We start from the raw sequence: 14,751 nt of genomic DNA, 5'->3' as shown, positions 1-14,751 counted from the left end.
TCCCAAGTAGTATGTTTTGGCTGAGGCGAAATTTCGCTGCTGCGAGCCACTGTTACCGGGGGGCTGTAGTTGGACGTTGGGAGCCAACTGCATTTTGGGCTGCCGCATCTTGTTCCGGGGCAACCAGATAGACAGATTCTACCTGTCCTGGGTTGTCTGGCAGGGCAATAAACCGCCCTTCGTCGATGAGGTATGTTATGGTTTCGCCGCGCAGGCTGTTGCCCTGCTGCAATACGTAAACATCTCCGCTGAGAATGATGCGGCGCTCGCGGCTGAAGTATTGAGCTTGAGCTGCGGTTGCTTGTATTTGGCGGGCTGGATAGTTGATTTGGACGTTGCCGCGGGCTGTCACGATGCCTGTTTTGGAGTCGGCTTCTTGAATGTCCGATCGCACGCTGAGAGTGCGGGGCGGCCCGGCTTGCGGGTAGGTGGGAGAGGCGATCGCGCCTGCCAGAGTGAGGGGCAAAAGCAGCGATAATCCTTTGAATATTCGGGAATTGAGTAGTTTAGCGGAGGGCATCATAAGCTTGGAGCCTCAAAATTTGTGAAATTGCTGAAGGGCACGATCTCCAGTTAGGTATTTTATCTTAACGGCCAGAAAGATTTTCGCGCTTGTCGATCGATTGACCCGAGAGTCTCAACCAATTATCCTAGCAAGACAACAGCGAATTTAATTCGCTATTTTGCTGAGTGGCTGCAACTGTCTTAACCGGGAACTGGCAAGATGCTTGTTCCACAGCCAATCAATCTGCTTGTACAGCGGGCAAGAAAGGCAGCCCTCCTCTGTGTAAAGGCCAAGTCTGCTGCACACCCTAATACCAACATTTATTTAACCTTTATTTAACTTTTTGGTACTTTTATAATTCGCGGCAATTGTAAGCCTGCCACTTCTCTACCTGCGAACAACGGTACAAATTTAGCTACTTCTTCCGGGCCAGCTTGTTGCAAAGCGCTCAAAAGTTTAGCACTTTTTCCGAGCAACTCTTCAACGGCAATTCCGGCATAACTCGGCTGATAATAACTGAGCCGATTTATTCCTTCTCCCAGCAAGATTACTGCACCGCGCCAGTTTTGATTTCCTAAGTGATAAAGCGCGACCGCAATTTGCAATATTCCCTGATAAAACTTTTTTTGTGGCTCGCCTGCTTCCATCCACAAAGCCTCTAAAGTATCGTGACAAGCGTAAAATTCTTGGCTGTTAAACTGTTCGATACCTTGGCCAAATTCGAGCGGGATTTCCTCTGTCATTCGATTGGGGATTGGGGATTTTCTATGGCGGATGTGTGTTTGAGTAGGCGGCGATCGATTGTTTTTTAATAGCTAAGTCTTAAAAATAGGAAAAATCACGACCTGTTTTCAAAACTACTGCCATTTAACGACCGCCTACTTAACCAATTACATAGTGTCTCTGACAGCTTGAATTTGATCCATTCCTATTTCCTGAGTAGTTCCCGCGAAATCGTTATCTGGCGTCAGAAATAACATACAGTGACACTCTTTGCGCTCGCGCATGGGAATGCACGGACAGTTCCAGTAGGCGGCTTTTACTTCGGCTTCTTTATCTTCGTAATGGCGACAAGGGCATAAGGGAGCGCCTAGTTCATCCTTGTGTTTTGCTAGTCCTTCTATGACCACAGCAGTGACAGAAGGTTCAGAACAAAAGTAAGTTCCGGTGCGCTTGGCGTAGGTTTCGGAGAAATTCTTCATCGCCTCCAAAGTTTTTTCGTTGGAGAGTTTAGATTTTTCTGTTGTGTTCATAGTTTAGGATCGGAGTTGAGGATGCTACGAGCTTTTGACAATTGTAGCGCAGAATAGGATTTTAAACACTTGTATATTTCTGTTTACTTACAAGGAGGAAAACCTTGACAAAGATTGAGTTTTAGGTTGTTGGTTTTTTAGTGGTTTTTGTCTATCCCGGACGGTGCGCGAAACTGGCGGCAGACCTGGTTTTTGGAGTACCCAAAAGATTGGGGCGGTCCATCGCCCTCAACAATCATCCCCCAAAGGGGATAAAAATCGGATAAAATAGCACAGCCCTGTCCCTGTTAGTGACATCTGATGGCTACTTCGCCGAACTGAACCGGCATCCGCGATCTAAAATCTTCTCCGTCTGGGCTGATTTGGCGGGCGGGCACCGAGTTAGTCGGATTAGTGTTTGAATTGGCTCCCCGCGCTGCTAGCTATCTGTACGCGCAGTATGCTATAGGTTTGCACGCTTGGTTTTTAGGTCAAGTACAGCAAACTGACCCGGATTTATCGCAACTTTTGCACGATGAACAGTCAGAAAAAGCCTTTACTATTTCGGGATTGGAAGGTGATTTGCTCCCTGGTGGCAAAGAATTTCAGCTTTTGGGCGATCGAATTTATCGCTGGTACGTAACAGGACTTTCAAAGCCAGTAGTGCAGTGGCTGAGTCAGTGGCTGCAAAATTTGCCCGAAGAGATAGATTTGCGAAATTCTCCCGTGCTAATTCGCTCTTGGGATATTGCTTTTGTGCCCACAACTTACCAGCAATTATTAACAGCAGAACCCCCATTTTCGCCAACCATCAAACTTAGTTTTGTTACTCCTACAAGCTTTCGTAGCAAAGGTCATCACTTCCCTTTGCCAGTTACCGAAAATGTTTTTCACAGCTATTTGCGCCGCTGGAATAACTTTTCGGTGGTAAATTTTGACCAAGCAGAATTTTTGAATTGGATTGATGAAAATGCAATTATTAGCCGCCACAAATTGGAGTCGCAAAAGGTAGCGGCGGGCAAAAAAGGCATGGTAACCGGGTTCACTGGGGCTGTGGAATTTGGGCTAGTGCGATCGGCTCACAATCGTCCTGATTTTGTACAATTATTTTATGCTTTGGGGCGGTTAGCGCCTTATTGCGGCACGGGCCACAAAACAACTTTTGGATTGGGACAAACGCGATCGCAATGGTTGACAGAAGCGCTACCTGAAGTATCGATACAAAGTGTATTGGCGGCGCGAATAGATGAATTGACACAGAAGTTTATGGCGCACAGAAAGCGTACAGGCGGAAGTCGCGCTGCTGAGATTGCTGAAACTTGGGTGACGATTTTGGCGCCCCGGGAATTGGGGGAATCTTTGTTGGATATTGCTGCTGATTTGGAAATGCCTTATGAAACTGTGAAAACTTACGTGAAGTTGGCAAGAAGGGCTTTGAAAGTGGAAGATTAGAGGGCATGGGGCATGGGGCATGGGGCATGGGGCATTGGACATTGGGAATGACTGTTGAATGTTGACTAATGACTGATGACTAATGACTCTTAGTAAATAGATATATGTCGTCTTGCTGATATTTGAGTTGAAATTTAGGGTTGTTTTTTAGTTTAGTTATGAGGTTTTCCATAAAAGCTCGATCGCTCATCCAGCCAGGATATCTGAGGTTCAGCAATACATAATCAAATTCTGCGAGATTTGCAGGCGGCGCGTTAGCCTGAGTTAATCTTACTACAGGGCGGTGCGCTAAGTGCGGAGCAATCTGAGCATTTGTTAAAACACTGCCTTTGGTTTCAACAAGAGAAATTGCTTCTCTGGTAGCGGGCAAAGTGTCGATCCCATTTAAATAAATAGTCCAAAAATAGCCGTATTTCGCTAAAGCTAAGAAAGCAATCAACGACCAAATTACAATGACTCTAGGCAATGGATAGTTAGGAAGTGGCAATCTATCAAATATTGTCTTTCCCTTTTGCTGATTGCTATATGCTAAACTGGAAATTACGGCCACCAACAAAAACGGCAATATCGGCACAGAATATTGATGAATTAAATCCCGCTGAGCGGGGATATCCGAAAGAATATTCATCGCCAACATCGGCACAGCACTAATTAAAGATGACAGATGACGCGGGGACAGCCACCAAATTACTGGTAATAGCAATAACGCTAAATATTCAAAAGTTTCTAAAGAAAAGAAACGCCCTAAAACTATATTGGGTTTCACTATTAAATTAATAGCAATTTCCAAAACCGAGTTTCCCAAATATTGATATCGCCCGATTCCCGCGTGTTCTCTTCCCTGATTAAAATACGGTATAACTGCCTGAGTAACTACCAGGAACCAGCCCGCGCCTAGAAATAAAGCTATGAGTCCACAATTGCGTTTTTTGTCAAAACACAATAACCACAAACCCATCGCAGCCACAGTTAAAGATAGCACGGCTTTGCAGCTCAAAACTAATACAATCGCAGCACAAAACCACAAGGTTTTATTCAGCCTCGCGGCTAAGATTGCTGCTAGCAGTGCTGGCAAAGCAATTACTTCTGGGTGAAAGTCGAAAAGATTGACATTAAATACTGCGGGATAAAGCAGATATACGGCTGAAATTGCAATTGCTTTTCGTTCGTTTAATCCCGCTTGACGTGCCAAACTCCAACTTGGCCAAGCGCCTAAAGCTAGGGAAACAGCTTGCACTAAAAAAAGCCAGTGAACATCTGGATATATTTTGTAAAGTAAAGCTAGTGGATAGAAAATAAAAGCAGCGTGATCCCCCCAAATATTTATTGCCATTAAAGAGGAAAATGGTGTTTGGTTTTGGGAGATTAAATAAATTGCTTGGTCAAAAATTGCTAAGTCGAATGCAGTTGACTGAAACAAAGCGTGCCGCGCGCTGCTGGTGGCAAATAAGACTATCGTTGTCACGACAATCATTAAAAATACTGGATGAGATTTTAGGGGTTTTAAAGTTAGCATTTTATTGGTTTAATCAGCCCTTCGTTTAAATAGCAGGACTTCGTTTTTTTGATAAGTCAATTTAAAATCGGGAGAAGTTTTAAGTTTATTTGCTAACGTAGCACCAAGTTTTTCAGTATCGGGCCAGGGATGGCGCAGGTTTAATAATATGTATTGAAATTCAGCTAAATTTGTTTGGGGAGAAATTTGTGACAGCAATTTTACTATGGGGCGGTGGGTAAAGTGAGGGGCAAGTCTATTATCTGTTAAAATACTGCTTTGGGGTTGAACTTGTGCGACTGCTTCGCGTGTAGCTTGCCAGGTATCTACTCTATTTAGGTACAGATAAAAATCTTTATATTCGCCCACACATAGGAAAATTAGTAATGACCAAATTATCATGATTCTCGGCAATTGAATTCCCTGCCAAAGTTGAGAAATTCGGAAGTTTTTAAATTGTGGCAAATTGACCCATGTTAAAAAATGTTGCTTATTTACTTTATCCTCTTCCTTGTTGCCTTTTATTTCTTCCCTTCTCCTTGTTTCTTCCTTCGCGATAACTGCTAAAAATAAAAATGGAATTACAGGCACTGAATACTGATAGGCTAAGCTGCGTTGAAATGACAAGTCAGAGAGGATATTGATCAGCAGGGTAGGGAGGGCAGGAATTAGCGCTGTTAAATATTGTAGGCGTAGTTTGCCAGAGAATGGCAATAGCAGCCAAATCACAGGTAAGGTGAGGAGAAATAAATATTTGAATGTATCGAATGAAAGAATTTTTCCTAATACTAACTGGGGTTTTAATATGAGATTGATGATAATTTCTAGTACGGATTTGCCTAAATAGCTGTAGCGCCCGACTCCAGCGACTTCGCTGCCGCTAAAGAAGGGGATGATTTTCTGGGAAGCTATCAAAAACCAAGCTGCACCTAGCAAAAGTGCGATCGCCCCACACCGTTGCTTTTTTTCGCAAAAAAACAGCCAGAAACCCATAGCAACAACGGTTAGGGACAAAACCGCCTTGCAACTGAGAACTAACACAATAGCGGTACAAAACCACACAATTTTATTTAAACGCGCCGCCAAAATTGCTGCCAAAAGTGCGGGTAAAGCGATTACTTCCGGATGAAAATCAAATAAATTGATGTTAAATACCACCGGATAGAGCAAATAAATTAATGCGATCGCACGGGATTGTTCTTGATTTAAACCTGCCAAACGCGCTAAACTCCAGCTAGGCCAAGCGCCCAGGGATAATGCAACTGCTTGTACCAACAGCAGCCAATGCACATCCGGGGAAATTTTGTACAGCCAAGCTAGCGGATAATAGATTACCGCTGCGTGATCGCCCAAAATATGAATCCCCATTAAAGAAGAAAGAGGCGTTTGGTTTTTGCTGATTAAGTAAATTGCTTGGTCAAAAATTCCCAAATCGAAAGCAGTGGATTGGAATAAAGCGTGCCGTAAACTGCTACACACAAAGAAAATTGCCGCAGCAGTAGCGATCGCCCAAACCAAACTCGACGGTAGCTGCGATCGACCTTCCTCTATATTTTCGGCGATCGAGACACTGATGTCCTCACGGTCATCAGCAAAATTTTCCCTATTCTGCATGAAATTTGGCACTAGGTGGTCACTCAAAATATGATTCCATCGAATGTGCTTTCCACGCAATAGTTAACCACTAATTTTTATCCCCGCAATCGTAATATTAGAATAATCCACAAAACATTAAAAAATTGTGAAAGCAATAACTCTTCTCGGTTCCACAGGCTCCATCGGCACTCAGACTCTGGATATTGTAGCTCAATACCCCGATCAATTTCGGATTGTCGGGTTAACCGCCGGACGAAATGTAACGTTGCTGGCCCAGCAAATTCGCCAATTTCGACCGGAAATTGTCGCTATTTGCGACGAAGATCAATTACAGGAATTGAAGGAGGCGATCGCAGATCTCGACCCTCAACCTATTTTACTTGCTGGCGAGTCAGGCGTTGTCGAAGTTGCCCAATACGGTGACGCTCAAGCCGTCGTCACGGGCATAGTTGGCTGTGCCGGTTTGCTGCCAACAATTGCGGCTATCAAAGCAGGCAAAGATATCGCCTTAGCCAATAAAGAAACATTAATCGCAGGGGGCCCCGTTGTCAACCCTTTAATCGAAAAATACGGCGTTAAAATATTGCCTGCTGACTCGGAACATTCAGCAATTTTTCAGTGTCTCCAAGGTGTTATGGTTGGCGGATTGCGGCGAATTATTCTCACTGCTTCGGGGGGTTCTTTTCGAGATTTGCCGATCGACAAATTAGCAGGAGTAACAGTAGCCGATGCTTTGAAACATCCGAATTGGTCGATGGGGCAGAAAATCACGATCGATTCTGCTACTTTGATGAATAAAGGATTAGAAGTAATAGAGGCTCATTACTTGTTCGGAATGGATTATGACGACATTGATATTGTCATCCATCCTCAGAGCATAATTCACTCGTTAATTGAGCTGCAAGATACCTCAGTTTTGGCGCAATTGGGATGGCCGGATATGCGTTTGCCGCTGCTTTATGCTTTGTCTTGGCCGGAGCGAATTCATACAGATTGGGAACGGCTGGATTTGGTAAAAGCTGGAGATTTAACTTTCCGAGAACCAGACCACGAAAAGTATCCTTGTATGCAGTTGGCTTATGCGGCGGGACGTGCGGGCGGTTCTATGCCGGCGGTACTCAATGCGGCAAACGAACAGGCAGTAGCGCTATTTTTGCAGGAGAAGATTCAGTTTTTGGATATTCCAAAGTTGATTGAAAAGGCGTGCGACAAACATCAAACCGATAACTGTGAAAGTCCTGGTTTAGACGATATTTTGGCCGCAGATAGGTGGGCGCGGCAGGAAGTTTTGGCAGATAGTATGGAATTGGGCGATCGGATTCTTTCGGTTCGCTAATGGTATCAGCAGATTGGTGCTTACCCACAAGCCCGCCGGGGAATTAATTCCCCGTCTCATAGCTAAAGTCGGTTGAAACCGACTGCCCAACCTTGATAAATATCCAGTCCTCTTTCAGAGGACTTTAGCTATGAGACAGGGGTTTTTAACCCCTGGCGGACTATGCCAAAAAGTGCAAGATATCGCCAAAACCTATAAAAAATTGACCTGATTTTAGCCTTTTATACACTAACTCCCAACTTGCGCCGCCAAATCAGCCGCACTCATCTTTTCGTACATTTCAAAAGGTTGGTGAATCCAAGGATTGTCAGCCAAATAATCTACATAATAATCCGGCTTCGCCACAGAACAAGCCTTGTACCAAAGCACAGCAGTCCGAATTTCCTGAATATCCTCGCCGTAGCGACTCTTGAGCCAAGCGATACCTTGATCCAAACTAATTCCCGAATCCACCAAATCGTCAACCAGGAGAATGCGGCTGCCCAAATTATCGCCCACCATTGTCAAATCGCGGGCAAACTCGATCGCACCCCGGACATTTCCGTCAGCCCCACCATAGGACGAGGCCGCTAAAATCGCCAGAGGTTTGCCGAAAATCCGCGACAGAGTATCCCCAACGCGCAGCCCTCCCCTCGCCAGACAGACAATTCGATCGAATTTCCACTGAGATTCCTCAATTTTTACAGCCAAATCCTCAATTTTCCGATGGTACTCAGACCAAGAAACGTAAAGGTCACTCATTCCTAATATTATTGAAATATCAAAGGTATTATTAATTATTTTGGGGAAAATGACATGGATGCAGATGAACTTCTCAGACGGTATGCAGCCGGAGAACGGGTTTTTCACAAAGTAGACCTAGCCGGGGTCAAGATGTCAAGGACAAATTTGCGTGATATTGACCTGAGTCACGCTAATTTAAAAGGTGCAAATTCGATCGGTCTCACCCTCTACAGAGCTAATCTGTATCAAGCAGATATTAGCCAAGCCAACCTCTCGCAAGCCAACCTCATGTCCGCTAATTTTGGCGAATGCGACGCGGTGGGAGCGAACTTGAGCGGAGCCATCTTGCGGAGTGTCGTGTTCAGCGGCGCAGATTTAACGGGGGCGAGTCTCAGGGGTGCAGACATGAGAGATGCCAACCTTCAGGGGGCAATTTTGATTCAAGTTTATGCAGTTAACGCTAACTTGCAAGGTGCAAACTTGACAGAAGTGAAACTTTGTGGAATCAACCTCAGTAAAGCAAATTTAACCGACGCGAACTTAACACAAGCTGACCTGAGCCGTGCTAACTTAACTCAAGCAAATCTGAGCTGGGCAAATTTGACGGAAGCAAATCTGGAAAAAGCGGATTTGAAGGGAGCCGATTTGAGCGGAGTTAACTTGAGCTGTGCAAATCTCCATCAAGCAGATTTGAGCGGAGTTTCCCTTAAGGGAGCAAATCTCCGGGGAGCAAACTTGCATCAAGCTTCTTTGCGCGGGACAAATTTGGATGAAGCGAATCTGAGAGATGCCATGATGCCTGACGGCACAATCTCTGACTAAATAAGCTGAAAAAATAGAAGTTAAAACCGCAGGGTGCTTGTGGTGCACCCTACATTTAGGCTAATGCCTGATTTTTTTAAGGGGATTTAATTCTGCGTTAATCTCAGGCGCGCAAAAATAGAGATAAGCCCCGGACTCGTGTTGTGGAGAGGCAAAAATTTTAGAGTCTTGTTCAAGCTCCCAGATTCATCAGTGGAGTAAGTCTAAAATCTCAAATTGTTCGAGTGAGCGGGACTCTACGGTTCGACTGAGCGCTTGCGGAAGTGTAAAATCCAAAATTCAATGACAGTTCATTTCAAGAGAGTGGCAAAAAAAATTGACGATAATTTAATCTACAACTTTCAGCCAGCCCCGACGAACGGCGTGGAGCAAGCGGTTGATGGCTGTTTGATCTTCTTCGGTAAGACAGTCATTTAACAGCGCTGTCTTGAGCTGTTGTCGGTGAGTGGGAGTCAGCAGACCGGAGTGATATACCTGAAAGACTAGCTCGGCAATAGTAAATTGAGGTAACAGCGTTTGGGTTCTCATCATGTGTTTTATTTTGAACTCACTTTTGACAGTATTAACTAATTTTTCCAAAATTTATGTGATTCAACTACGGGAGTAAATGTGATCGATTAGCTGTTGATTAGTGATTTGTGTCAGCGGGACATGGGGATCGGATATTTCCTCTATAGCTCTGCTACTTGAAATACAAACCCCGTCCCGATTCCTAGCTTCTGGCAACTCCCACATCTCTACTTTTGGTTAAGAAACGGTGACAAATAAACTAATATTTATCTATTAAGAGATTACTAATGACTGCTAGCGAAAGCGCTAGGCTTAATTCAGAGTAAAACGTTTAGCCTGTTTAGAAACCCGCTTTTACCTACATTTACCTAGTTTCTTGGTGTGGTCTTTGTTCCGTGAATATACTTAATAACCCGCCCAAAAACCGATACAAGTTTCCGACAGGAGCGGGCATCCGCCCTAAAATTTAAGCTCAAGTTCAAGCTCTAGATTCATCTGTGAAGTCAATCTAAAATCTAAAATCTAAAATCTAAAATCTAAAATCTACTGGCTGCTTCAAATCAAAAATCCCGGCTTCTTCAAGAAACCGGGTCAAGCTTTTCGATCGCAGTACAATTTTTTTTGGAGAGGGTTAATGGAGCGACCTATTCACGAAAATTTTATTGTTGCCAAAGCTTGACAGGAGAGAAAGTAAAAATACTCATCTCAACTTGGTGTGTGAGGGGACTAATCGGAAATCCTGACCCATCCGCGGCGGATGGCGTGCAGCAGGCGGTTGACTGCATCTCTGGCGTCTTCGCTGAGAGCGCTTTGGCAGAGTTCGCGCAGTCCGTGGCTGTCAATGCGAGTCAGATTGCCTGAATGAGTGACTTGATAGAACAGTTCAGCGATCGCGCGATCGGATTTTAAAGTCAGAGCTTGCATGAAATCTCGTTGAACTCGACTATTGCAATATCGAGCATTTGAGAAAAGAGTAGGGTGATTGCAGTCGGCTAAGCTGTGTGATCCTTCTTTGCTCGATTTGTGACCGAATTCTGCCAGTATACGTGATTTAAATCACAGAAAACCAAATACCTCGATCGCATAAGCTATGATTGGGGTGGTAGCCTCAAGGTTTGACAAAACCTCAAAAAGCCCTGAACGCAAGGCTTTGAGTTCCCAAAGCCGCCACGCAGCGGGAGTAAGTCCGCTCAACATCGCAGGATCTGGACTCGGAGATATGTGAAACTTTGGGTTTTAGACACTTGCAGCTTGCAGCTCAGGGCACAAAGTTGCGATCGGCGAGCCACGGCCTGAGATACAATAATTATAAATACTTCTATCCCATCTATAGGCAGGCAGGTAAAAAAATGATAATGATTAGCTACTTTTCGATTGCCTTAATCGTTTTTCTTGTTTGGTTCAAAAGTTTTTGGAATGATACAGCGACATCTAAAAAAGACGTGATATCTTGGATAGCCTTAATAATGGGGCCTTTGTTTTGGCCTGTTGTTCTGCCCCTATCCCTTTTGCAAATTACCAGCAAAAAGTCTGTTGTAAAAACAGCCCAATGCGATCAAGAATTATAATAAATTAGGGAAGGAGCAGGCTTCAAAACAGTCGCTTATCTCGTCCTAAATTATTCGGCGTGCATCGCTCCAGGCAACGAGTAATTTATATTTTTTTGATGAAAAAGATAAATTCAGCTAGAAGGTAGAATCCCAGAAAAATTCTGAATTCTAAAACAGTATTTTTTTACCGCTATCAAATTCTGCCTTCTGCTTTTTGACCCCGCCCAAAAACGTATACAAGTTTCCGACAGGAGTCTGCAGCAGCCCAAAACTTGAGGCTGTTGTTCAAGCTCTCAGATTCATCTGTGGAATAAATCTCCAATTTCCAATTGTTCAACTGAGCCAGATAGACTCAGCGCTCGCTGAACGTATCACACCGAAGTCTCCAATCGACTGAGGCCTAATTTTTTTGTCACATCGTGATTTAATGGTGCGGCTCAGTCAAAATTGTTCAGGCAAAATTGTCAGACTCAAATTATCGGACAGCGACCACAACATTTTTCCCCAAAAATTATCTGCCACCTCAACCAAGCTCAAAATTGATATGTAATTTAACATGGCCTGTTGCTTGCAAAAATATAACTTCAGACATATTTTCGCCTGCCGCTGACCAGCTTAAGAATTTTTATACTACCGGCGGCTACGTACCATTAATCGAATGTGGGAAAATCCTGGCCAGGCGTTGAAAAATAGCTAGGATCTTTGCCCTTTAACCTTTTCCAGCTCCCTTTTTTTAAATCGTAGCAGCTCTAAACGGAAAATTGTAGAGTTCGTTTGCGTCCAAATAGCCTAACTCTTACCGCAGTTAGATACACAATTCAAGGCAGAGACTGCAATATGAAATGGGCAACAAAAACAGTTTCAAATCTCAAGTACGACTTATTTTTCGCGATCGGGCATCAGGAGTGTATAACGGGAGCCAGCTAAATTTTTAGAGGTGCGAGATGTTTGGGAACTTCTAAAAAAAAGTGCCGTCACGGTATCCAAATTAGTTATTTGCATAAAAAGTAGGAGTCAAAATGAACCAAGTATCTGAGAAACCAATTTATAGAGTTCTTAATCTATTGTCGCTGCTAGCGCTGAGCTACTATGCAGCTACTTCCATCAATTATATTTTCGAGAGTGACGCTCACATCTACAAGTACGACAGCCAGAGTAATTCCAACGCATCACCAGCGCAACTAGAAGCACACCGCTCGGAATAAATAGTAGAGATTTTCTCGGAATTAATGCCGAACCAAATTTCGGATAATTTGCTAATCGTTAATGCTCGGCTCGAATTTAACAACAATTAGTAAACAACTCTTGGCTAAAAACTTAATATTTGAACTCACAGGTATTAGCCATGGAATCTACCACAAAAATTAACTATTTAGTTAGTTCTCAAAAGAGACCAGAGTGATGAAAGGATGGCAAAGCATTTTCATCAGTAAAAGCATTAATAGCTTTAGTCATCGCTTCATCAAGAACTTTTGAAGGTGGATATGCTTCTGAACGGAAAATCGCTTTGATTTTGGCCCACTACAACTCTATCGGACATAAATCCGGCGAGTAGGGAGGTAAGAATTTTACCTTGGCTCCGATAGATGCAATCAGAAAATTGATGGCTTCAGCATTATCAACAGGTAAATTATTCATAACTATAATTGCGCCAACCTCATAACTGGCGCTGGATTCGCCAGCAGCCCAAAATTTTATATCTTAGTTCCAGTTCCCAGATTCATCTCTGGAGTAAATTTAAAATCTAAAATCTAGTGACAGTACCGTCACAAATCTACCAGCTCACCTTTCATCCCAACTTCACCAAAAGACTAGCGCTGCATTGTCTGATTGTCCGGATGGATGTGGAGCACGGTGGAAATGACGGATTGGGGTTGAAAAACTGGGTTTTTTAGCCAAAAATCCTGTATGGATCGTGAGAGATTTTGGTGGAAACATCAAGGTGATAAGGCTCAAAAGTCCGTCCGGGACTGTGTTGGGACGCACTTTTGATTGAATCCGGCCTCCAGCGTGCACGGGCTTGCTTCCAAAGCTAGCTAAAAAATTTTGATTTTTGGGGAACTATTGGCGAAAATCAAAAGTCTGGTCAGGTACAGTGTACTTAAAAGAAATCGCAGCTCAGTTCCAGCCCCATTGCGGGCGATCGAACTCTCCGGCGATCGACAGTGCCAAGGACCCGGTGCAACTTCTCAATCTTGAGAGCATACTCCGATTAAAAATGGTCTCTGTGTATCTTCCGGGTATTGTTTTAATAATGACTAGCCATATCGACGGTCATTATGGTAAACTCGCAAACGTTTAAGTGGAATATTTTCGTGTTAGAGGAGGCAGTGGTGGAGTCGAGAGTCAAAAGCAGGAAACAACCGAGATTTGCTGCTCAACGAATACAGGATTCAACTCGCGCTCCGAGGCTCGCTGCTGACTATTTAAATTACATGACAGCTTATAGCAGCCGGGTCAATTAGGGTCTCAACCGATGTCCGGTTTCATTTATTGAATCCCTTTGGAGGGAAAAGTGTATTGTAGAAAAATGATTGATCTTTTAGGAGGAGTGTAAATGACACAGGTAACTAATCCAACACAGCCAGCAAGTTCACTACCAGGTGGTACTGGTGGCGGTGGCTCAACCGTTATCGGCATCGAAGGTCAAAACAGGCTGAACGGAAGCTCCGGCAGCGATATCATCTTGACTTTTGGGGGCGCTGATGTCATCGCTGGTGGCAGTGGCAACGAGCTGATTGTATCGGGTGGCGGAAATGACAGTATCGGCGGCGGCGACGGCAACGATACCATCCTTTCAGGCAGCGGCAGCGATGTGGTCGCTGGCGGTACCGGCGATGACTACATCTTTGGCGGCAAAGGTGATGACCTCGTAGACGGTGGTGATGGCAATGACTTAATTTCTGGCGACAACGGCAATGACACCGTACTCGGCGGATCGGGCAGCGATACAGTCTTTGGCGGCCGGGGCAACGATATTGTCGGCGGCGGCGACGGCAACGACAGCCTGTACGGCGGTAAAGACAACGATACTGTCGATGGCGGTGCTGGCAATGACTTTATCTCTGGCGACAGAGGCGCTGATGTCCTGACCGGCGGTGCTGGCAGCGATACGTTCTACTTCTTCTCCAGCGGTGGCGAATATGGCGTAGATACGATCACTGACTTTACCCCCGGCGAAGATAAGATCCGCTTGAAGCAGGGCGGTGTGTTCGCTGGTTTGGGCAGCAGCTTCGAAGCAAGCGAGTTTGTCGTCGTTTCTGGTTTCAACGCAGCTACTCCCGGAGCAGGCACGACCAACAAGTTGGTGTACGACCCAACAAGCGGTACGTTGTTCTTCAACGGCACCAGCGGAGTGCTAACTATTGCTCAGTTGCAGCCTGGCCTGACAATTACCTCGAACAACTTCGAGTTGTTCTAAAACAACTGGCTGTTGTGGGGCAGTACCGGATAAGATTCGGGGCTGTTCTCACAAAGCCGGTAGTTTTCAAGGATTTCAACCTCACTCTGCTACAAGCGGGGTGAGGTTG

At 44.6% G+C, this 14,751-nt stretch carries 15 protein-coding genes; 5 read left to right on the top strand and 10 right to left on the bottom strand.

Going from position 1 to position 14,751, the window contains the following annotated elements:
* Nucleotides 1–52 precede the first annotated feature (52 nt).
* From QUA23_RS10990 to QUA23_RS10980, 3 genes are all read right to left on the bottom strand, one after another.
* The gene (locus QUA23_RS10990) at nucleotides 53–523 is read right to left on the bottom strand and encodes an LptA/OstA family protein (protein WP_333044586.1); all 471 of its coding nucleotides are present in this window, start codon (nucleotides 521–523) and stop codon (nucleotides 53–55) included.
* A gap of 317 nt (nucleotides 524–840) precedes the next feature.
* Nucleotides 841–1,248, bottom strand: a complete 408-nt coding sequence (locus QUA23_RS10985; RefSeq protein WP_333075935.1) for a DUF309 domain-containing protein — start codon at nucleotides 1,246–1,248, stop codon at nucleotides 841–843.
* A gap of 147 nt (nucleotides 1,249–1,395) precedes the next feature.
* Nucleotides 1,396–1,758: a ferredoxin thioredoxin reductase catalytic beta subunit gene (locus tag QUA23_RS10980; protein WP_333068224.1), complete on the bottom strand. Its 363-nt coding sequence runs from the start codon at nucleotides 1,756–1,758 to the stop codon at nucleotides 1,396–1,398.
* Between the two features lie 393 nt (nucleotides 1,759–2,151).
* Between QUA23_RS10980 and cas6 the strand changes: the two genes are divergently transcribed.
* On the top strand, nucleotides 2,152–3,189 hold the full coding sequence (gene cas6, locus QUA23_RS10975) for a CRISPR-associated endoribonuclease Cas6 (protein ID WP_333075936.1): 1,038 nt from the start codon (nucleotides 2,152–2,154) through the stop codon (nucleotides 3,187–3,189).
* 79 nt (nucleotides 3,190–3,268) lie between these two features.
* Here cas6 and QUA23_RS10970 read toward each other — a convergent pair whose 3' ends face one another.
* Together QUA23_RS10970 and QUA23_RS10965 are read right to left on the bottom strand one after the other, a co-directional pair.
* A complete protein-coding gene (locus tag QUA23_RS10970) occupies nucleotides 3,269–4,705 on the bottom strand; it encodes a DUF2079 domain-containing protein (RefSeq protein WP_333075938.1) in 1,437 nt (478 codons plus the stop codon).
* Between the two features lie 9 nt (nucleotides 4,706–4,714).
* On the bottom strand, nucleotides 4,715–6,298 hold the full coding sequence (locus QUA23_RS10965; protein ID WP_333075940.1) for a DUF2079 domain-containing protein: 1,584 nt from the start codon (nucleotides 6,296–6,298) through the stop codon (nucleotides 4,715–4,717).
* Nucleotides 6,299–6,425: 127 nt separating this feature from the next.
* On the opposite strand from QUA23_RS10965, the gene dxr reads away from it, so the two are divergent.
* Nucleotides 6,426–7,616: a 1-deoxy-D-xylulose-5-phosphate reductoisomerase gene (dxr, locus tag QUA23_RS10960; protein ID WP_333075941.1), complete on the top strand. Its 1,191-nt coding sequence runs from the start codon at nucleotides 6,426–6,428 to the stop codon at nucleotides 7,614–7,616.
* A gap of 228 nt (nucleotides 7,617–7,844) precedes the next feature.
* Here the strand turns inward: dxr and QUA23_RS10955 are convergent, their stop codons facing one another.
* Entirely contained in the window at nucleotides 7,845–8,357 is a 513-nt protein-coding gene (locus tag QUA23_RS10955; RefSeq protein WP_333075942.1) for a phosphoribosyltransferase, read from the bottom strand.
* A gap of 54 nt (nucleotides 8,358–8,411) precedes the next feature.
* Here QUA23_RS10955 and QUA23_RS10950 point away from each other — a divergent pair, with 54 nt between their 5' ends.
* Nucleotides 8,412–9,161, top strand: a complete 750-nt coding sequence (locus tag QUA23_RS10950; RefSeq protein WP_333075944.1) for a pentapeptide repeat-containing protein — start codon at nucleotides 8,412–8,414, stop codon at nucleotides 9,159–9,161.
* Between the two features lie 327 nt (nucleotides 9,162–9,488).
* Here QUA23_RS10950 and QUA23_RS10945 read toward each other — a convergent pair whose 3' ends face one another.
* The 3 genes from QUA23_RS10945 to QUA23_RS10935 form a co-directional block, all read right to left on the bottom strand.
* On the bottom strand, nucleotides 9,489–9,689 hold the full coding sequence (locus QUA23_RS10945) for a hypothetical protein (protein WP_333076016.1): 201 nt from the start codon (nucleotides 9,687–9,689) through the stop codon (nucleotides 9,489–9,491).
* 708 nt (nucleotides 9,690–10,397) lie between these two features.
* A complete protein-coding gene (locus QUA23_RS10940; RefSeq protein ID WP_333075945.1) occupies nucleotides 10,398–10,595 on the bottom strand; it encodes a hypothetical protein in 198 nt (65 codons plus the stop codon).
* A gap of 132 nt (nucleotides 10,596–10,727) precedes the next feature.
* On the bottom strand, nucleotides 10,728–10,868 hold the full coding sequence (locus QUA23_RS10935; protein WP_333075947.1) for a hypothetical protein: 141 nt from the start codon (nucleotides 10,866–10,868) through the stop codon (nucleotides 10,728–10,730).
* A 1,372-nt stretch (nucleotides 10,869–12,240) separates the two neighbouring features.
* Here QUA23_RS10935 and QUA23_RS10930 point away from each other — a divergent pair.
* A complete protein-coding gene (locus QUA23_RS10930; protein ID WP_333068237.1) occupies nucleotides 12,241–12,426 on the top strand; it encodes a hypothetical protein in 186 nt (61 codons plus the stop codon).
* 316 nt (nucleotides 12,427–12,742) lie between these two features.
* Here QUA23_RS10930 and QUA23_RS10925 read toward each other — a convergent pair whose 3' ends face one another.
* Nucleotides 12,743–12,865, bottom strand: coding sequence for a transposase (locus QUA23_RS10925; protein ID WP_333110370.1), 123 nt, complete (start codon nucleotides 12,863–12,865; stop codon nucleotides 12,743–12,745).
* Between the two features lie 913 nt (nucleotides 12,866–13,778).
* Here QUA23_RS10925 and QUA23_RS10920 point away from each other — a divergent pair.
* Nucleotides 13,779–14,642, top strand: coding sequence for a calcium-binding protein (locus QUA23_RS10920; protein ID WP_333075948.1), 864 nt, complete (start codon nucleotides 13,779–13,781; stop codon nucleotides 14,640–14,642).
* Nucleotides 14,643–14,751 lie beyond the last annotated feature (109 nt).

The sequence above is a fragment of the Microcoleus sp. Pol1C5 genome, assembly GCF_036701115.1.
In the GTDB taxonomy this organism is placed as follows: domain Bacteria; phylum Cyanobacteriota; class Cyanobacteriia; order Cyanobacteriales; family Microcoleaceae; genus Microcoleus.
This window is presented reverse-complemented; position numbering and strand designations above follow the sequence as displayed.